At 41.0% G+C, this 21,077-nt stretch carries 10 protein-coding genes; 2 read left to right on the top strand and 8 right to left on the bottom strand.

Annotated features, from left to right (window positions below):
• Window positions 1-360: 360 nt before the first annotated feature.
• The 8 genes from INP83_RS14355 to INP83_RS14320 form a co-directional block, all read right to left on the bottom strand.
• Window positions 361-1,191, bottom strand: coding sequence for a family 16 glycosylhydrolase (locus tag INP83_RS14355; protein ID WP_219124790.1), 831 nt, complete (start codon window positions 1,189-1,191; stop codon window positions 361-363).
• Between the two features lie 44 nt (window positions 1,192-1,235).
• On the bottom strand, window positions 1,236-5,207 hold the full coding sequence (locus tag INP83_RS14350) for a hybrid sensor histidine kinase/response regulator transcription factor (RefSeq protein ID WP_219124789.1): 3,972 nt from the start codon (window positions 5,205-5,207) through the stop codon (window positions 1,236-1,238).
• A gap of 433 nt (window positions 5,208-5,640) precedes the next feature.
• Window positions 5,641-7,158 carry a glycoside hydrolase gene (locus INP83_RS14345; RefSeq protein ID WP_219124788.1) on the bottom strand — a complete coding sequence of 506 codons (1,518 nt, stop codon included), beginning with the start codon at window positions 7,156-7,158 and terminating at the stop codon, window positions 5,641-5,643.
• An 11-nt stretch (window positions 7,159-7,169) separates the two neighbouring features.
• The gene (gene galA / locus INP83_RS14340) at window positions 7,170-9,587 is read right to left on the bottom strand and encodes a beta-galactosidase GalA (protein ID WP_219124787.1); all 2,418 of its coding nucleotides are present in this window, start codon (window positions 9,585-9,587) and stop codon (window positions 7,170-7,172) included.
• 139 nt (window positions 9,588-9,726) lie between these two features.
• The gene (locus INP83_RS14335) at window positions 9,727-11,547 is read right to left on the bottom strand and encodes a sensor histidine kinase KdpD (RefSeq protein WP_219124786.1); all 1,821 of its coding nucleotides are present in this window, start codon (window positions 11,545-11,547) and stop codon (window positions 9,727-9,729) included.
• Between the two features lie 77 nt (window positions 11,548-11,624).
• On the bottom strand, window positions 11,625-12,623 hold the full coding sequence (locus INP83_RS14330; protein ID WP_219124785.1) for a glycoside hydrolase family 43 protein: 999 nt from the start codon (window positions 12,621-12,623) through the stop codon (window positions 11,625-11,627).
• Between the two features lie 2 nt (window positions 12,624-12,625).
• Window positions 12,626-13,678: a glycoside hydrolase family 43 protein gene (locus INP83_RS14325; protein WP_219124784.1), complete on the bottom strand. Its 1,053-nt coding sequence runs from the start codon at window positions 13,676-13,678 to the stop codon at window positions 12,626-12,628.
• Window positions 13,678-16,017 (bottom strand): TIM-barrel domain-containing protein, encoded by a 2,340-nt coding sequence (locus tag INP83_RS14320; protein WP_219124783.1) that lies wholly within the window; start codon window positions 16,015-16,017, stop codon window positions 13,678-13,680. The genes INP83_RS14325 and INP83_RS14320 overlap by 1 nt, the downstream gene beginning before the upstream one ends.
• Before the next feature lie 262 nt (window positions 16,018-16,279).
• Here INP83_RS14320 and INP83_RS14315 point away from each other — a divergent pair, with 262 nt between their 5' ends.
• Window positions 16,280-19,477, top strand: coding sequence for a SusC/RagA family TonB-linked outer membrane protein (locus INP83_RS14315; RefSeq protein WP_219124782.1), 3,198 nt, complete (start codon window positions 16,280-16,282; stop codon window positions 19,475-19,477).
• Window positions 19,478-19,534: 57 nt separating this feature from the next.
• A complete protein-coding gene (locus INP83_RS14310) occupies window positions 19,535-21,058 on the top strand; it encodes a RagB/SusD family nutrient uptake outer membrane protein (protein ID WP_219124781.1) in 1,524 nt (507 codons plus the stop codon).
• Window positions 21,059-21,077: the final 19 nt, after the last annotated feature.

Below are 21,077 nucleotides of genomic sequence, written 5' to 3'. Positions count from 1 at the left end.
ATGCTAAGTTCTGTTCATTGTTTGGCCGTGATTTTAGGTGATATAATTAGTTGATTGGTTTTGTTATCTGTTTCCAATACTTAGCAGATCTTAGTTAGAGGAAAAACCCCTGTAAACATGATCAGCCGGTTTAAAGACTTTAAAAATCAATGAAAATTAAAGCTGTTTTTTAATTGGTTTCTACGAATTAAAGGGAAATCACATTAAGATAAGGGGGGTAAAACAGCAATTTTAAGGGGGGTAAATCTTAATTTTTAAGCAAAAACACGCCTAAAATCAGCTATCAATGTAGCAGGCGGTTAAATTTTAAAAATTTTTTAAATGCTTTGGTAAAAGCGCGTAGTATCGGTACGATAATTATTAGCGTTGATAAACTCTAACGTAGTCAATCTCGTAACGTTGAGGAAAGGTTGTGGCGGCAGGATTACCACCATTATCACCACCAATGGCAAGGTTTAGTAAGATGTAATGTGGCTGTTTGAAAGGGTTAATACCTGAACCATCTTGATTCGGAAGGTCTTTCAACTCTTTACAATTCAAGAGCTGATCATCTACATAGAGGCTTATTTTACTTTCGTCCCAATCCATTCTCCAGACATGAAATTTTTTACTCCAATCAGGATCTGCAAACGAAGTTAAAGGCTTTTTAACACTGAACCATTTTGGCGAATATTGTTTGGTGGTGCCAGTGGCAATATTGGCCAAAAGCATGCCTTGGTAGTACTCCATAATGTCAATCTCACCATTTGATGGCCATTCACCTTTAACACCGAGCGTCCAAAAGGCCGGCCAAACACCATCTGCAGTACTTACCCGCGCGCGCATCACAAACCTGCCGTACTTCCAACTGTGCAATCCAGCTGTATTTAAGCTTGCGGAAGTGTATTCTATTCTTTTTCGCTTGGCCCGCCAATCGCTATCACCCACTTTGTAGTCGGGATTTGGAAGATCTACCCTGTTTGCTGTAATAACCAGTAGCCCATTTTCACAAATAGCATTCTCTTTTTGATACCATTGATCTTCATGGTTGCGTTTAAATTCCTCCTCAAAACGCCAGTTTGTAGAATCTACTAAACCCGGCTTGTTGAATTCATCTGCCCAAACAAGTTTGTAATCTTTAGAAGTTGATTGGCAAAAGGCGTTGTTTGCTGCTACAAGTAACAAAGCGACTGTTAAACGACTAAAAATCATATTAATTAATTATAATTAAGATTGTCGCAATCAGATAATTTAACCTAAACAATTGCCTTTTCTACAGAATATTTTTTATGGAATGCAGCGCGGTGCTGTTTTATAAATTCTGAAGGCTTGATCCCGAATTGCTTGATAAATTGTTCCCTAAAATATTTGATATCGTTAAAGCCGGTATTTAGTGCTGCTTCATTAACGTTACATTCAGTATCAATCATCATTTCAGCAGCTTTTCGGAGTTTTACAAAGCGTACAAACCCATTGACAGATTGTCCGGTGATAGATTTAATAGTTTTGAACAGACTTGAATAGCTTATGCCCATCTCATCAGCAATACTTTTAACCTCAAAATCGGGGTCAATAATGTGTTCTTCTATAATTGCGATTATCTTGTAAAGAAACTCGCGATGATGCTCAGAAATACTGCGCGTATTTTCTTTTAGTGTTATCTCATTGTAGAAGTATTTTTGAAGATCTAATCTATCTTTTAAGATCCCCTGTACGCGCGCCACAAGGAGGTCTTTATCAAAAGGCTTACTCACAAAATCGATAGCGCCTACTTCAATCCCCTTTAATCTGCTTTCAGGGTCGGGGTCTCCCGTAAGCAATATCACCGGTATATGACTTAATGACGAATCCTGCTTTATAATAGCGCATAGTTCAATACCTGAGATTCCTTCCATATTGATATCACATATCACGACATCAGGCATACGGCGTTTGATGGCCTCTAACCCGTTTTCAGCATTCTCAGATTCGTGAACATTAAAATCTTCGTGAAATATTTTACGGATGTACGACCTTAAGCCCGCGTTATCGTCTATTATTAAAACGGATTGTTTATCAGAAATAAGTAACGGAAGGTTTGTGACCGGTTCATCAACTGGTTGTTGCCAATTTATCAGTCCGTCAACATCATTTAAAAGATTTGATAAATCTTGTTCGTCATCTTTTATGACATGAGTTGAATAATCGTTTAAATCCTCTTTGTAAGGCAAGTGCATCACAAAAGTGGCGCCTGTAGTTTGGTTATTAAAATAATTAATTGTCCCGTTATGGCTTTCAACAAAGTTTTTCACCAGATGCAAGCCAATACCAAAGCCTTTTCTCGCTGTGTTATCTTTAACCTGGTAGAACTTGTCAAAAATGCGCTTGCCCTCCTCGGGAGATACTCCACATCCTGTATCGACTACCTTCAATTCAATCGTTCGTTCGCCTTTGGTAAGGTAGAGCATAACTTCACCTCCGTTTGGCGTAAATTTGAGCGCGTTGGATACCAGATTGAATACTGCGATCTCAATCTTCTCGCGGTCAGCCTTTATAATAGTCTCGTCACTATCGCAGAAATACTGGTAGTTGATCTGCCTGCTTTTTGCATGCTGAACAAAACAAAGGTAAACATCGTGGCACAACGTAGAAATATGCAAATCTGCGAGGTTGAGAGAATCGTTAACACTTTCGGCCTTTCTAAATAGTAACAACTGGTCAACAAGTCCAAGTAGGCGCCTTGCATTACGGTAAATCGTGTTTAACTCATCAGAATGGCCAGTTGGTTGATGTAACAGGTCTTTAATCGGATTAATGATCAACGTTAATGGTGTGCGGAATTCGTGGGAAACATTTGTAAAAAAAGCAAGCTTCTTTTCGTTCAACTCCTTTTCCCTTTCGGTATTCAAATTGGCTAAACGGATCTCATATTTAAAGTCAGCTTGTTTTGTACGGTACCGCCATATCCAATAAACAGCAAAGCTTGCAACAGACAAATAAGCTAAATACGCCCACCAGGTACGGTACCATGGCGGCATCACTATTATTTGTAACTGCAATTGCTTATTGCTCCAGCTTCCATCCGTGTTGGTTGCTTTAATTTTAAAAGTGTAATCACCTTCGTTCAGGCGAGAGTAATAGGCAGTCTTTGCATTTCCAACCTCATTCCAACGATGATCCCAACCTTCTAATATGTATTCATATTTTACTTTATCGGGATAACTATATTCCGGAGTAGTGTAACTGATCGCAAGAGTGGCATCGTTGTAGGGTAACGTTATTTTTTTTAAATCAATAAACCCAACCCCTTTGGTGTAAAAAGAATCATTTTCGATCGATCTGTTATTTATTTTAAAACCGGTTAATTTTAACTGCGGGCCATGAGATACAACGCTCAGGCTATCGGGGCGAAAAATACTGAACCCTTTAATGCCTCCAAAAACCAACTCGCCACTGGTTAGCCTGAGAGCTGCATTGTAGTTAAACTGATTTATCTGCAAACCATCACTTGCACTGTAATTTTTAAAGGATTGCTTTGTTCGCTCAAACTGAATTAAGCCATTGTAGGAATTAGCCCAGATGTTATCACCATCATCGGTAAGTACGTTAAGGATAGAGTTACTTTGCAGTCCGCTTGCTTCTGTAAAACGTTGTAGCTTTTGGTTACCAACGTCAAACTTAATTAAGCCCCCTCCTTCGGTACCCAGCCATAAGTAGTGCTCTTTATCCTCTGTTATGGACCGGACAGCTTTCTTTACATCGATAAATTGATGATGCTTGTTCTTAATGTCTATCTTAATAAGATTTTTATAATCACCAGCCCATAATGTGCCGTTATGATCCTCATAAAAAGCGTGGATATTAAGTAGCTTAGCGTCAAACAGCTCAAACTTGTCTTTAATTTTGTCGTACAGATAAAGTGCTCCGCCTCGGGTAGTGCCGGCCCATATATGATTGTGATGATCTACATATAACTTCCACAGGTTTCTGTCTAAAGCACCCGTTGCTGTATTAAAACAATCATAGTGTACAAACCGGCCGGTTGCTTTATCAAAACGATCAATCCCCCCATTGAAAAGTCCCACCCATATTTGGTTATCGGCATCTTTCACAATGCTTACCACAAAATTGCTCCTTAATGACGATTGATTGGTTTTATCGGTTTTGTAATTAGTAAATAGATTTTTCTTCCTATTCCAATAGCTGAGGCCGCCACCATCCGTACCTATCCAGATATTATTATGTTCATCCTCGCAAAACGACAGTACAAAATTGTTGACTAAGCTGTTTTTATTGAACGGGTCGTTAGCAATAAGTCTAAATTTGTTAGGCTGACTATCAACTGTATAAAGCCCACCTCTTAACGTAGCAATCCATTTTGTCGATTCATTATCCTCGTAGATAGCACTTACAGCATCGCTGCGTACAATTAAATTGTTGTTGCGTTCACTAACAATTTGCTGTACAACGTCTCCCTTTGGCTTTACAATGTTAATACCGCCGCCATTGGTAGCGATCCACATATCGCCAGACTTATCTATTTTAACATCAATAATTTTATCGCTGTTTAGCTTTCCATTAAAAGGCGCTTTTACAAGTCGTTGTAATTTACCATCATAAAAAAACAGATCGTTATCTGTACCTATCCAAACTTTATTTCCAGTATCGGCAGTTAAGCAATTGGCGTATTTTATAGTTTCATCAATTAGCGTTAACTTATTTTTCTGTAAGCAGAATAAACCACGGTCTCTCACTAAAACCCAAATTCTGTTATCCCTACCAACAGCTACGGCCTGCACCGTAAATGCATGGTTATCTGCATTTAATTGAATTTTAGTGCAGATGCCTGAGTTTTTGCTACGCACAAACAGGCCCTGATCATCAGTGCCTATGTACAGATTACCTGCGCTATCAATTTGCAAAGCATTAACATTACCGGTTATTGCGGTGATTTTGCCGTTAGCAGATTTAAAACCTACATCTTCAAAACCAGAGATATCGTAATTATAACAAACCAAGCCTTTTTGCGTACCAACAAAAATTTTGTTACCATAACCGGCTAATTTGTTAATATGGTTATCAATCAGCGAATGACCATCACTCCAAACGTTTCTGTATACCCGCACCGAACTACCGTCATAGCGGTTTAAGCCATCATTGGTACCGATCCATACAAAGCCATGTGGATCTTTATAAATGCTTGTTACCGAGTTATTAGATAATCCCTGTTCAATGCCCAGGTAGTGCATAGACTGACAGAGCGCCGGTTGGCTACACGCCAACAAAACGCAAAGTGCCGCAGCAAGAGGCAACAGAAAGATTCTTCTGGCAGTCAAAGTTTGATCAATAAAGAGTGTTTATATTGGTTTACAGATAGGATCGGATATTACCGATCAACTATCATATCACTAAAGATAGTATATTAATTGTTATATAAACAATTAATAATAAAATTATTTTTAGCACCCGCAAAACTTTGAAATGATTTTTTGGGGTACCGACAAACTTCCAAAAGTCAATACATCGACTTTTGCCTTAAAAATTTTGATATGATGGACTTTATTTCCGTTGCCGGATTTGTGTCAGTAAATACACTTATTTTATGATATGTGCTCAGTCGCAGGCAAAAAATAGCCGTAGCTTACACCGAATTATTTATGATAAACGCCGCTATTTTGTATATCACTTGATTCTTCCTAACAAAGTAACAACCGATTGTGCCGGTATGGTTACCACACTTTTAGCATAACCTGGTTTGAGATTACCACTTGCAGAAGTTGTATACGTTCGCCTAACAACCATCTCTCTACCGCCAGCCATACAGCTAAAAGTAGCATCTTTTGAACTGTTGTTAATCACTACACAAACCAGTTGCTTACCCTTAATGTAAGCTGACAGGTAAACATTTTGAATGCCGGTACCGATGTCCGCAGCTACGCGCTTAAAACCCGGGTGTACGAAGCGACTGTAATTCCCCAGCACCCAAAGCATTTTGCTGTCGTAGAAAGCGCCGCCGGTTTTGTTTTTATCTATATAAACCAATCCGTCTTTATAATCATAAGGCGATATGGCAGTCCACCATTGCCATGCGGTGGCATTTGCAACTGTTAGGTCTGTATTGATAACGCGGGCCATGTAAAGTGCCGCGGTCATGCCCAGATCGCGACCATTGCCTTTGATTTCACCGTCGTTATCACCTAATATGCAATACTCCGATTGCCAAAATTTTAGACCAGGAACTGTAGCAATCTTACCGGCAAGAGCCTCGCGATCTTTAACCGAGCGCTCATAGGGTGATGTGGTAAAGTAACTGTGCGCACTGATGAGGTTTGCCATAGATGGCAAGTTGCCGATATAATTTTCAGAGCCTTGGGCAAAAAAGTCTTCTGCCTGATTGCCTTTATTTTTACTGCTACCTTGATAAATGTATTGAATGCTTCCGGCCTCGGCAACGGCTAATTTTGTGGTGATTTTATTTTTTATAAATTCTTTATCAATCTCCCGGGCCAAAACTGCGATCTCCTGGTTATTAAAAGGGCTTCCCTCCTGCTTATTATCACTCCATTTCCATTGAGGCTCATTAACGGGGCTTATATAATCAAATTTCACCCCTGCACTTTTCTTTAATCCAGATATTACAGCAGATAAGAATTTAGCATATGCCGGATACTTATCGGTTGCGATGTTAGTGCGGCCGGTATCGGCAAAACCCCTGCCATTTCGGGTTAACCAAACCGGCGGACTATTATTAAATGCAAGAAATTGCTGAACACCCCTTGTCTTGGCAGCCTTTAGGAACCATTGTTGGCCAGCTTGTTTACGCCAGTTGTAATTGCCATTGCTATCGGCAAAGCATTCGGCACGGTGCCATTCGTCAGGTATTTCACTTTTGGCTTCCTGTTCTGCGGTACCTGCACCAATGTTAAATCGCCAAAGCGATAGGGCTATACCTTTTGGCTGGCCGTTACCAGTGGTGTCATTGCTAAAAAGCAGATCGGCAATTTTATTACGCTGTACATCCGGCCACTGCCCCACAAACTGGCAGGCCCACGCATCAGACGCGCCAAAATTATCTATAACCTGGTACTGCTCGGAAGGGTCAATATTTAGCGTTATCACTTTAGATTGCCCTAAACTTGATGCTGCAGAAAAGCAAAATATTATAAAAATTAGCCTTCTCGAGATCAACTTCTCAGTCATAAAATCGCTTGTTATTGAAAAGTTACTTCATCAGCTTTTAAACCCGATGAAAAACCTTTCAGTGTAATTTTACCATTTGACTTAAGCGAACGGATTATAACCTGCGCTTTCCCGCCGAACAAGCTTCTTTGCCACTGTCCATCGCTACATTTATCTGCCTCATGACTGCTTGGGTCGCCGTTACCCACCCCAATAATTTCTGCGCTACCTTGCATATCAAACTGAACCATGTTTGCAGCATCCGGCACTTCCCTTCCCTTTGCATCTAAGGCTATCACGTTTACAATTACGGCATCCTGGCCATCATGCATAAGCTTGATCTTTGATGGAATCAATTTTATGCTAACTGGCGATAAGGTTGTTTCAACTTTAGCTTTTATTACACGGCCTTTTTTATGAGCGATAGCACTGAGCACACCAGGCTGGTAATTAATAGTCCATATAAGGTGGCCGTTACGTGGCATATCTTTTTTGCCTAAGCTTTTGCCATTTAGTTTAAGTTCAACATCGTCGGCATTGCTATTTACCCAAACCTCAATTGGCTGCCCCTCTTTGCCTTTCCAGTTCCAGTGCGGCGCTATATGCAACACGTCTTTATCTGTCCACCAGGCTTGGTAATAGTAGTAAACTGTTTTAGGAAAACCACACATATCCATGATACCAAAGTGTGAGTTAACGTTTGGCCAGCGATAAGGCGTTGGTTCGCCGCGATAGTCAAAACCAGTCCATGCAAAACCTCCCATAAACCATGGCCGGTCTTGCGTTATCTTCCACCAAGTTTCGGCAGTACTGGCCCATGAAGGGAAGGTAAGATCATAATCAGGAACGTATGCACGAACCGTATCCTTGGTAAAAATGCTGCGGGTGGTTACCGTACTGGCCACCTCGGTACCGATGATGGGCTGATCGGGGTGCGCAGCATGATAGCCGTCTAAGCCCCCTAAATTATAGTTAAAGCCCCTAACGGGTATTACTTCGTTTGCACCTTTAAAGTAGTTACCCATATTAGCGGCGTAAGTACTGATACGCGTTGGATCGAGCTCTTGCTGCAACAATACTTGGTTTTGGGCGATTCGTTTACCTATGTCGGTATGTTGTGTAACATACTCTTCGTTACCTATCGACCATGAAAAAACGCTTGCGTGATTGCGGTCGCGCAGTATCAAATCACGAAACTGGTCTTCGTACTCCTTACCACTGTTGAGCAAACGTGTCTCGTCCATAACCAGCATACCCAGGCTATCGCAGGCATCCAAAAGTTCAGGTGTTGGCGGATTGTGTGTAGCTCGATAAGCATTAACGCCCATCTCTTTTAGCAGTTTTATACGGTAGAACTGCAATTCATCCGGCAGTGCCGAACCTACACCAGCATGATCCTGATGGCAGCTAACACCCTGAATTTTCATTTTCCTGCCGTTTAGGGCAAATCCAGTCTTGCTATCAAAAGTAAAAGTGCGTACACCAAAACGTGTTTGCATACTATCAATTGTGCGGCCATTTTGTTTAATAACCGAAACTGCTTTGTATAAATAAGGATCGTTTAGATCCCATAAATGAGCGTTCCGTAACAGGATATTATCGCTTATCTTAATATCCTTGCGTACTGCCAGGTCAAGGGGCATCTCTTTACCTTTGGCCAGCACCTTGCCGTTTCTGTCAGTTACATAATTGTAAACCGTTGCTGTGGCTCCCTTAATACCCCTATTTTCAATATTGGTTTCTATGGTTACACGGGCATCTTTATCTTCAACTGCGGCATGTGCGAAAACGCCGCCGTTACTTTTAAAATGCAGGTTGTCATAAGTATTCAGCCAGGTATGTCTGTAAATGCCACCGCCTTCGTAAAACCAGCCTTCAAATTCAGTTGCATCAGCCCTCACAACCAGCACGTTCTTTTTTCCAAACCTTATAAAGTCTGTGATATCAAACGTAACGCTATTGTAGCCGCTAAAATGGCCGCCTATGTAATACCCATTAAGCCATATTTTGCTATCGCGATAAATTCCGTCAAACTGGATCTCAAAGCGCTTACCTGAGTCAACTGACGCTATGTCAAATGATTTGCGGTACCAGCCAATGCTATTTTCAGGGAAAAGCATCCCAACCGGTTTGTAACCGTGAGAATCAATATCATCGTTCTTAATATATTTGAATGGTAAGCCAACCACCCAATCATGCGGAAGCCTTATGTTGGTCCACTGCTTGTCGTTAAAATCAATTGCTATGGCTGTACCTGCCGACTCGCCGGATTTAGCAAAAAGATTGTTACCATTACCGTAATTAAAATCGCGGGTATAATCGGTAGCATGGCCAAGGGCAAACTTCCAGCCTTCATCAAAATTGGTATGGGTACGCGTCTTAATTGCCTGGGCAAATAAAGTTAATGATCCAAGCAAACAAAGGATAATGGTGATTTTAAAGATTTTCATTTATGATGTAAATGTAGATGTTGCGATATTAACCGTTTAAGGACATTATGCAATCAATGAATTGGGTAAAATTAAGCTAAAAGCCGATAACAGACTTGTAGGATATTATCCCAACATAGCATGCTTTTAACTAAAGAGGTTATTTTTTAAGCCTGTAATAAAAACTCGTTCCGTTGCCTGGCTTACTTTCTACCCAGATACTACCGCCAAGTTTTTCAATCAAGTCTCTGGCGATGGTCATGGCCATACCAGCACCACCTTTAGGGTTTCCGTTATCAGGACGGCCAAAGGCAAACAGCTTTTTTACACGGGCCTCATCCATTCCCGGCCCTTGGTCTGTAACTGCAATCCTTACAAATTTTCCTTCGTCAAACATATCAACAGTTATGTTGCCACCAGCCGGCGAATGCTTTATTGCATTATGAAGTAAATTGCGGTTAACAAATTGTAATATCTCTCTGTCTGTTAACAGGTTAACTGTAGGATTTATGTTGATGATTATTTTAAGATCATTAGCGAGAATCGCACGGCTAAAGAACTGTTCTGCCGATAGCCAAATTTCCTTTAGATTTACTTCAACAGCCTTAAAACGATAACCTGCCGACTGTTCTTTTACCCACACAAGTAAGTTATCGAAAGTTAAAAGCACTTGCCTTGTATCACGCTCAAGCTCATCGTAAAGTTGCTGCCTGGTGTCGCTGTCGAGCGTATTATCACGTAACAGTTCCACGAGGCCCAAAGTGGTACTTAACGGGGATCTGAAATCATGCGCTAAAACGGATATCAATCTCCCTTTAAACTCGCTATCTGCTGCCAACCTTACACTGTAAGCCTTTGAACGCTTAAATTGCCATATGAGAACAATAAGCAAGATCAAGCCAATTACTATAATGCCGGTTAACCAGATGATCCGCTTATTTTTCGCGGCATTAATAGCTTCCAGGGTTTGAATATCTGTCTGCGCTGCAGCATATTTCAAATAATCACCAACAAATTTTTCGTTAGCATTAGCTTTTTCTTCTAAAGCTTTAACAAGTAAACGATGGTAGTATAAAGACTTTGCAATATCCTTTTTAGCATCGTAAGCCTTTATCAGTTCGCGCTGTACTTCTGTTTCCCAAAACGAGACTCCGTTTTTCCTGGCAAGGTCTGCTATTTTGAAATATATGTTAATTGCACTGTCTATATCTCCCTTTGAGGTGTAATATCGGGCTTTTAATCCAAGTCCTTCAAGGTAATGGTAATCCCAGCCTTTGCGCTTAGCAGTAATAAGTATCCTGTCTATTATCGGTCCCGCCTTTTGAGGTTGATTTAAGTTTAAAAACCTGTCTGCATTTTGTTGGTCAATTGCCAGAAACACGCGTTCATCATGAAATATCTTGGCGACGCCAACAGCTTTATTCAGTAATAAACTGATAGAGTCTGCGCTCAATCCGGGGTTCATGGCGGCATAGTTCACATAGGTCATGCTTGTTACAGAATCCCTTGGGATACTTGCAGCAAGCGCCAAAGACCTGCGCGAAAACTCCACGCGCTTTGTACTGTCTCCTAAAAAGTCATACGCTAAAGCCTGATTCATTAGCGACTGCATCATGTTTGCGGTGTCTTTCAATTTGGCCGAAACGCCGTAGGACGCAGCGTAACTTGATAAGGCCTGGCTATACAGCCCCTTAAGTAATAAACCTGCAGCTATATTAGAATAAGATTGCGCAATAGCCTTATCGTTATGCTGACGGCTGGCCATAGCAAGGCCCTGCACACCATAGATAAAAGTGCTATCGGCACTATTTAAATGTAAAAGAAAACCAAGCTGATTATACGTATCGAGATATTTTGCCGAGTCTTTAGCACCAAGCAATTGTTTGCGCATAAGCTCAACATCGCGGTTCTGAGCGAAACCGGTCTCAGCGCTAAGCAAAGCGCCTAATATGATACATCTTGAAATAAGGTAATTACGCACATCACTAATATAATAGATTTAGGTTGAAGGACTCTTATAAGTTGTATTAAAATCTACATGGAAAATATCTTTCAAATTCACTTTGCAGGAGGTACACTCTCACTCGTCATAACGACCTTTCTGATGGTGCCATCCGCATTGTAGTACAATCTGTCAATACAAACGGATCTGCTAAAGCTACCGCCATCGCGTTCTAATCCACCGTTATGATAAATAAAATACCACTTGTTTTTGAATTGGATAATAGCCTGATGGTTTGTTCCGCAATTCCCTGCCAATTCGTTTAATAGGCCAGCATAACGGTAAGGTCCATCAGGTTTATCAGCAATAGCGTAGGCGGTTTTCTCAGGCAATCCTGATGCGTATGATAAATAATATTTGCCCTTATATTTATGTAACCATGGAGCTTCTTCAAACTTAAATCCCGGAAAATCGATTTTACCCACCTTGCCATCAATCTCCACCATGTTCTTTTTCAGCTTTGCGTAATAGCAAACGCCGTTCCCCCAAAAAAGCCACGCCTGTCCATCATCATCAATCATCACTGTAGGGTCTATGCAAGTCCAGTAATGCTTTGATGCAAAACAATCAGCGTTAGTAAGCAGTGGTTTGCCGATAGCATCTCGATAAGGGCCCTGGGGCTTGTCTGCAACCGCTACACCTATGCCCGACCCGTTGGTGCTGATGTACCAGTAGTATTTACCATTCCTTTTTATTGCCTGCGCGGCGTAAGCATCACCGCTTTTATCCCACTTAAAATCAGTGATCTTTAACGGCATCGGATATTCTGTCCAATGTTTTAAATCGGTGGTCGAAAAAACACACCAATCTTTCATTTTATAATTGCTTTGGCCGCCGGCAAAGTCATGACCTGTAAAAAGCCACAAGGTATCACCCTGCACAAGTGCTGCTGGGTCTGCCGTATACTTATGCCTGATAACCGGATTGCCTGATGATACAAAATGATAGATTGAATCGGAAGTTTGTTGCGCCGAGGCTTGATCATTAAAGCAAAACGTTACAAGTAAAATGGCGACAATTCGTAATTGCTTTACACGATCAATTAATTTATTCATAATCAATTGTTTTTAAGCAGTTCTGACTGTACCCCACCCCATTTTTTATTAAGTAATTGAGCTTCCTGTTTGGCGATACTCATGACAGTGCCATGCCGGGGATTAAAATCCTTTGTAAACGACTCTGGTGTTTGGGTAAAGTTAAAAAGGTCTCTGCTGCTTTGAAATTCATAGCGCTGGTTTGCATAAAGATCATACATCAGTATGTAACTATCCTCGTCGTTTAATTTAAATACGCCTGAGCCTTCAACCACAATATGTTTAGCCGAATAAGCATCAATGTATTTAAAATCTTCAACCCACGGTCCTCGCAGGCTTTTACTTGTCGCCTGTTGTATACCATTGGCTATTTCTTTACCGTCGGCATCTTTGGTGTTTCCCTTGTAAAAGAAATGGTAGATTCCGTCCTTCAGAATAATATCGCCATCAATGGCACCATACTTTGCTTTAAACATCAGTTTTGGCACATTTTCAAACCCGTTGAGATCCTTATTTGCGTACGCGCAATAAAAATCAAGCGCTGGACTATTTTTCAATTTCACCGTAAAATAAACCAAATATTTTTTCGCTACCGGATCGTAGATAGTTTGAGGCGCCCATACCCATTGCACATCTGGGAATTGCTGAGGATACGACTTGTGAAGGTCAACTACGCCATGAGACCAGTCTATAAGATTATCCGATCGAAGCATCACAATACCCGGATTATGTCCCCACCCATTTTTAACGGTAAACATATCTGTGGCCACCAGGTAAAAGCTCTCATCATTTTGGCCGCGTAATATATGCGGATCGCGGATTCCGCCCGTTGCCGATATCTGTGCCGATGGGATAACAGGTTGATTATTGTTTAAAGCCTTCCAATGTATCGCATCAACACTTGTAGCAAACCGTAGCTGCTCCTGTAATTCGCCAGGGCCTGAGCCCTCAAAATAAGCAAACAGGTAACCATCAAACTTTGGGAACTTGCTAACCTTGTTTTTTTTTTGACCTTGAGCAAATACTGTTATTGTAAGCAAAAACAAAGTAAGGCCAAACGATAATTTCTTGATCATTACTTAACTTTAATATTTATTTCCCTACCATCGTAATCAATTGTCTTGAAGATATTATTGGCATCCATGCCAGTGTTCTCACTGGGTTTAACGATAGCTATTCTAAATTTGCGTATGGCTATCATGCCGGGAAACTTACCTTTTCGAGCCGCAATGGTAAGCTCCCTTTTTAAATCGTTCCACTTAAAGTCAATGGTGCTATACAAACCTTTTTCATAATCGTAATTGTCTTTTTCATCTTCATATAAAGTGAAGCTTCCATCAGCACCCGGATAGATACGAAATTCGAGATCATCCCAAGATTTTTCGCCCGAATATTGCACAGAAGGACCCCAAGGTAATATTGTACCAGCCTTTACGAAAATGGGAATGATATCTTTTGGCACCTCCTTATCGATAGTTTGCCCACCGGCAACTCTCTCACCTATCCAAAAGTCTAACCAGTCTGCACCTTTTGGCAAATAAACCGGCCAAGTTTTTACATCTGGCTTTGTAACAGGGCTTACCAACAACGAACGCCCAAACATATACTCATTACCAATCTCATGCGTTTTACCGTCCGCAGCAAAATCCATAACCAGCGGGCGCATAAATGTGCCATCATTTTTTGACACGTCCCAGGCAGTACTGTAGTTGTAAGGCAGTAATCGATAGCGCAGGTTTATCATTTTCTGCTGGCCGTCAAAACACCAATCGCCCGGATTTCCAAAGTTGTATATCTCTCGAGGCACATCCGTACCATGCGAGCGCATCATCGGGCAAAAAGCACCAAACTGCATCCAACGTAAATAAAGCTCCTGAAAACCCGGATTTTTAGCGCCGCCGCCTTTAACCCACCCACCTGCAAAAAAACCACCGATGTCGCTGTTCCAATTAGGTATGCCCATCAAACTATAATTTAATGCTGCCGGTATTTGCTTCTGCAGCATTTCCCAACTTGATGGAACGTCACCGCTCCATGTATTGGAGCCATATCGCTGCTGCCCAATAAAGCCGGAACGGGTTAATAATACAACTCGCTTGCTTTTTAATGTTTCCTTTTGATGCGTGGCAATGCCACCATTATGCATCAAAGAAAATGCATTCTTTACGCTTCGGTACGATCCTAAATGAGTAGGCAGGTCAAAATCTGAGTCCTTTACGTTGATATGATCAGGTTCGGTTGAATCCAACCACCAGCCATCGTTACCTATGTAGCTGAATATCCTTTTGTTCAGATATTTCCAGTAGATATCAAGTGCAGCCGGATTGTAAACATCATAAGGCCTCGCACCGCTGTTTGGCGGCCAGGTATCAAAGTTGATGATCATTTTTTTGCTATCCAGCTCTTTTCGCTGGTCGGTTTTGGGGCCAAATCCCGGCCAGGTAACTATCATCAGTTTGGCATGAAGCTTATGGATCTCATCAGCCCACTGCTTTGGTTGCGGGAAACGCTCAGGATCAAACAGTTGTGAATTCCACGCACTGTCTGTACCTTTATATTCAGGCCAGTAGCGCCAATCCTGTATAATAACATCAATGGGCACGTGCAACTCCCGGTATTTTTTCAGCACATCTAAACTTTCATCCTGCGTTTTGTAACGTTCACGACTTTGGAAAAAGCCATAAGCCCATAAAGGCAGCATTGGCGCTTTGCCCGATAACGAACGGATCCGCTTTATCACTCCGTCTGCATTACCGCCGTACATAAAATAATAGTCGGCACACTGCCCTAAACTTTCAAAGGCAAGTTCGCCTGGCTTATCAGAGAAATTAGAAACAGAATAATTATCCCAATACACACCATAGCCCTTAACAGACATAAAATATGGGGAGTAAGTAAAGGTGTTTTCATTCTTCATCTGATAAGAAGCTCCGCGCCTGTTAAACTTATTATCCATTACCTGCCCTATCCCGTAAATTGGTTCTGTTTTATTTAAAATAAACGCCCCCTTTACAGTATACGAAGGCTTACCGGCATCATCCTTAGGCCTAAACGTCGTTACACTATCGGTAAGCAAATGATTACCCTTTTTATCGAAAAAGTTAACCCGTCCATTCTTCTCATTAAGAGTAACCGTCAATACTTTTGAGATCATAGTAAGTAAACCACCCTGCCTTTTTACTATCACGGATACCCTATCAGGTATTTTGTTAATCACCAGGCTTTTATGTTCATATGGATCGTTCACCGGAACTTTAACAATATGTACTACTGATGGGGAATAGAATTGAACCTGAACTTCAGTGTTACCAATAGTAACCTTTACATTTTGCGTATTTTGGATTTTGTGCTGAGCAGATAGCACACTTACACGGAGCAGTATAAGTAACACACTGGTCAAAATTTCTCTTCTCACTGTTTCAAAGTTTTAAGGTTTATAAATGCTTTAGCAATACACTATAGTTACATTTGGGAAGCTGACAACGTTTCAATTGCGGCTTTGTTGCCCTTACTGGTTTGTCAAAGCTATTGCTAAATAGCATATTTTGATAATTATTAACAATATGATTGTCACTTTAACATTTAACTCGTTAATATTAAGCTCATATAGGATAATATCATATCAAACAATAGTTTAGAATTATCATAAAATTGTTACAAACTAAACGTAATTTTTTATGAAGCTAAACTTTACTAACTATTACTACCCCCTAATTATTTTAATTCTGCTCGCAAGTATACCCAGGGTATCACTGGCGCAGTCTAAGATTTCAGGAACGGTGGTAGACAAATCAAATTTGCCATTGCCGGGCGTTTCCGTAGTGGAAAAAGGCACAAAAAATGGAACTGTGACAAATGCGCAAGGTAAGTTCTCGCTTACGGTGAGCTCAAACAACGCCGTTGTTACTGCCACAATGATTGGTTTTGGCAGCCAATCGTTACCTGTTACAGGCCGCACCGTACTAAATTTCACTCTGCAGGATGATGTAACCGGACTAAAGGAGGTTGTACTCATCGGTTATCAAAAAATTGCCCGAAAAAAAACTACTGCAGCTATCTCCAGTATCTCTGCAAAAGAACTTGCCGAGATCCCAGCGGCCAGTTTTGACCAACTTTTGCAAGGCCGTGTCTCAGGCGTAAACGTGCAGAACTTTAGCGGCCAGCCTGGCGTGGCACCAACTGTATCAGTCCGCGGTAATTCTTTAGTTAGCCGTGGTTACGACGTGTACAATGTGGTTAATTCGCCGCTTTACGTGGTTGATGGTGTACCGCAACCTAACGAAGAGTATGTGGGCCCGGGCGTTGGTACGGGTACAAACTACCTTGCAGGTATTAACCCTAATGACATTGAATCTATCGATGTTCTTAAAGATGCTTCTGCCGCGGCCATCTACGGTTCGAGAGCAGCAAACGGCGTAATCCTAATTACTACCAAAAAGGGTTTAAGTGGTGAGCCTCGTATCTACATTAACGCTTACACTGGTATTACTCAAAGGCCAAAACTGCGCGATGTGACATTAGGAGCTGCAGAGCGCAGACAAAAATTGGATGTACTTAATCGCCAGTTAAACTACGCTCAAAAAACACAGTTGCCTTACATTTTAACTGATAGTTTGAACCCCGCTTACAACGGCAACACTGATTGGCAAAATTTATTTTACCAAACCGGCAGAATATCAAACGGTGACCTAAGTATAAGCGGCGGTAACGCAGACGGTACAGTATATAGATTTAGCGGCGGTTATTATGACGAGGATGGTATTATTAAAGCAACTGGTTTTAAACGCCTTTCTACCCGCTTAAATTTAACCAGTTGGGCATTAAATAAAAAGCTGATGATCAACCCGGTGTTTGCTTTTTCAAGATCAGACCGGGCCCGTGGTAATGGCGACAATAGCAGCCCTATAAGTTTGGGTGCAGGCAATATGCCATCATCATTACTAACGCTCGACGATGATAAAAAAGCTTATTACCTGGGCGGCTACGACCAAAATCTCGACCGTAACGTAAGCAACCAGCTTACCATGAACTTAAACTTGTCATACAACGTAAACAAGCATTTAACGTTAAATTCACAAAGCTCTTACTTATTAAATACTGCACGCAGAGATCTTAGCAGAGGTACTTTGCTCAACAACGGGCAGGGTAATTCGGCTTATAGCTTTGCTGACAATGGTGTAAACATCTCACTATCAAACTTTTTAAACTACAATAATCAGTTTGGCAAACACAACTTTAGCGCGGTTGCGGGCCAGGATATATTGTACAATCAATACCAGTATACCTCAGCGTATGGCTATAATGGTGCATCTGATAATATCCAGGTGGTGCAAGGCTTTCAACAATCTAAAAACATAGGCTTATCAGATTATCAAGCATATGGTTTGCTTTCTTATTACGGGCGTCTGGCTTATGATTATGATGGCAAGTATCTGCTGTCTGTTAGCGCCCGTACTGATGGTTCATCACGTTTTGGTGCAAACAACAAGTGGGGCTTCTTTCCTTCTGCATCAGTAGGATGGTTGATATCTGAAGAGAAGTTTTTAAAGAATTGGGATAGCAATCCCTTCACCTTGTTAAAGTTAAGGGCAAGTTTAGGTACCTCTGGTAGCTTACCGGAATCTAACTACTTGCAGTACAACCTTTATACGGTAAACTCTGTACCATTCGCCGGCAATGATGTTATCAAAGACAATAACAATATTGTTATAGGCCCGGGCGCAACTTCATACAATGGTGTAAGCGCAATAACCCCAAACTTTGTTAACGGTGCCGCACAAAAGGGTTTAAGCTGGGAGCGCTCGATGCAATGGAACATTGGTACAGATATCGAGATACAGAATGGTAAATTCGCGTTCCAGTTTGACGTATACAATAAGCAATCGTCATTACAGCTTTTTAGCGTAAACCTTCCTGTAACCACAGGTTATGATTATGCACTTACCAATTCAATAGGTGTACGAAATGCCGGTGTGGAACTTTCCGTATCTGCCAATCCGTTTCAGGGCAATTTCCGCTGGTTTACCAGGTTAAACGTATCTTACAATAAAAATCAGATCATGAGCCTGCCTAACGGCGGTAGAGACCTGGTAATGAACGGTGACCGTTTTGATAAATCGCATATCCTTTCTATTGGAAGCCCGATCAACGCTTTCTACCTTTATCAAACTAAAGGAGTATTTTCAAAAACAAGCGATATACCGGTCAATCCTTACACCGGTGAACTTTACAAAAACAGCAACGGTACCTACCAAGCAGGTGATTTTTATCTTGCGGACTTAGATGGTGATGGCTTTATTGACATATTCAACGACGGTATAAACCCCGATAAAAAGCCGAGTGGCGACCCTAACCCTAAGTACACCGGCGGTTGGACAAATAACTTCACCTACAAAAATTGGTCTTTAGGGGTATTTTGTACATTCACGTTCGACAGAGATGTACTGAATCTCTTCGAATCTGATCGTTTTTCCAACTCAACAGACGCCAATCCTGTTTATAATTTTGCAAGCACATCAACTCCTGATCTAAGCAAAATTAACATCTGGAAGAATCCTGGTGATAACGCACAGTATGCTAAATATGACTTGGGTACATATCGCTATTATTATACAGGTGCTCAAACCTTTTTCCTTGAAAAAGGAGGTTACTTCCGTGTAAAGAGCGTAAACCTTGGTTATACGTTTTCTCCAAACGTGTTAAGAAAACTCAAGATAAATAAATTGAAGGTATTTGCTATTGCCGATAACGTGTTTATGTTCCAGCAATCGAAAAGATTACCGGATGCAGAAGCTGTAAACCCATACGGCGAATATAACGGTGCAGGTTACCCGATCCCTAAGAAATATACAGTAGGCCTTGAGTTGCAGTTGTAAGTGATTAGTTGTAAAATTTAGAGAAAAAAGATTTCAACTGACGTTAAAAAACACTATATGAAAAAGATAAATCTATATATCATTTCAGGTTTGATGCTCTTAACAGCAACAAGCTTATTCTCCTGTAAAAAACTACTTGAGCAAGAGCCTAAAAACTCTACTTATCAGGAAGCTTTTTGGAAGACCGCTGCAAATGCACGCAGCGCTATTGCCGGCAACTACGGTTTGTTAAGAACCGCCATGATGGACAAGAACATCCGTTACTATATGTATGGTGATGCCATAGCTAAAAACTTATTCACCATACAATACAATGGAGATGGGTTGGAAGGCATACAAACCGGCGACTTTACTTTTCAGTACAACCTTAATACATTGGGTAATTATACTTTGTATTACAAAACAATTGCAATGTCAAACGTGGTTATTGCAAACGTTTCTAAAATGACGGATGCACAACTTAAAGATGTTGACAACCCTACAGCATTTCGTAACAATATAGTTGGGCAGGCGCTATTTATACGTGCGTTAAGCTATTTTATGATGACACGTGTTTGGGGCGATGTTCCTTTAGTTTTGACGGCTTATGACGATCCCATCAATGCACCTCAGTTGCCAAGAACCCCAAAAGCAGACGTGATGAAGCAAATTGAAACTGATTGCCACAATGCCATAAATATGCTTGCCTGGGGTTACACAGATCAAGGAGATGCACACGTAATGGCTAATAAAGGATCAGTGTATGCTTTGTTAGCGCATCTGTATCTATGGAGAGCAACAATGGCGAATGTAGCAAGTGACTCACCAAATTTAACAGATGTAAATAGTGCTGATACCACTATCAATACTTTGATTGCTAAAGGCGGTTACACCTTAACTGATACGGTGAACTACAAAAGTATTTTTATCGGCCGTTCATCTGAAAGCATTTTTGAGATAAACATGAGTGAAAATACACTCGAAGGATCAGCTTCCGGCATAGGTTTAAATTTTTTAAATAACACATATGTAAATAACTTCGGCACCAATCCAAGATATTTCACAGTTCCTCGTTATTTATCGCAAAACTTTGCTGACAATGATTCTTTAGATGTTAGATACAAGAAGAACTTTGACGTTAGTAATCCTGAAAAGCCGATTTGTTTAAAATATTCAAACGTGGTTTACCGCAACCCTGCGCAAAAACTTGATGCTTATTTGAGTAACAACATGGTTATTTTCCGCCTTAGCGATATGGTTTTATTAAAAGCTGAGATAGCCTTGTACAAAGGCGACGTTGCCACCGCGCGTACAATCATCAATGCTTCAAGAAAAAGGCATAATGTTAACCCAACGTTGGTAGATGCAAGCGAAACAGCAAGTGACGTAATGGACGAATATATTGTTGAGCGCAGCCGGGAAATGTATCTGGAAGGCCATTTGTTTTACGACCTGCTTCGTACCCGCCGTTATGCCGATGTGGTAGACTGGTTAACATTAAGCCGTTTCAGACAGGAAGGTTTCTATTGGCCGGTTGACCCTGCATTGTTTAGACAAAACCCATTCCTTAAACAAACAACTTATTGGTTAGGTAAGGTTTAATAACCCTTTTTTAACTAAT

The organism is Mucilaginibacter sp. 21P, assembly GCF_019331605.1.
In the GTDB taxonomy this organism is placed as follows: Bacteria; Bacteroidota; Bacteroidia; order Sphingobacteriales; family Sphingobacteriaceae; genus Mucilaginibacter; species Mucilaginibacter achroorhodeus.
Note: the sequence above shows the minus strand (reverse complement) of the source record. Positions and strands in the feature narration are given on the sequence as shown.

Coding starts and splice junctions, on each gene's coding strand:
- INP83_RS14330 (WP_219124785.1), bottom strand. CDS start 12,623: ATGAATAAATTAATTGATCGTGTAAAGCAATTACGAATTGTCGCCATT.
- INP83_RS14325 (WP_219124784.1), bottom strand. CDS start 13,678: ATGATCAAGAAATTATCGTTTGGCCTTACTTTGTTTTTGCTTACAATA.
- galA (WP_219124787.1), bottom strand. CDS start 9,587: ATGAAAATCTTTAAAATCACCATTATCCTTTGTTTGCTTGGATCATTA.
- INP83_RS14355 (WP_219124790.1), bottom strand. CDS start 1,191: ATGATTTTTAGTCGTTTAACAGTCGCTTTGTTACTTGTAGCAGCAAAC.
- INP83_RS14350 (WP_219124789.1), bottom strand. CDS start 5,207: ATGCACTACCTGGGCATTGAACAGGGATTATCTAATAACTCGGTAACA.
- INP83_RS14345 (WP_219124788.1), bottom strand. CDS start 7,158: ATGACTGAGAAGTTGATCTCGAGAAGGCTAATTTTTATAATATTTTGC.
- INP83_RS14310 (WP_219124781.1), top strand. CDS start 19,535: ATGAAAAAGATAAATCTATATATCATTTCAGGTTTGATGCTCTTAACA.
- INP83_RS14315 (WP_219124782.1), top strand. CDS start 16,280: ATGAAGCTAAACTTTACTAACTATTACTACCCCCTAATTATTTTAATT.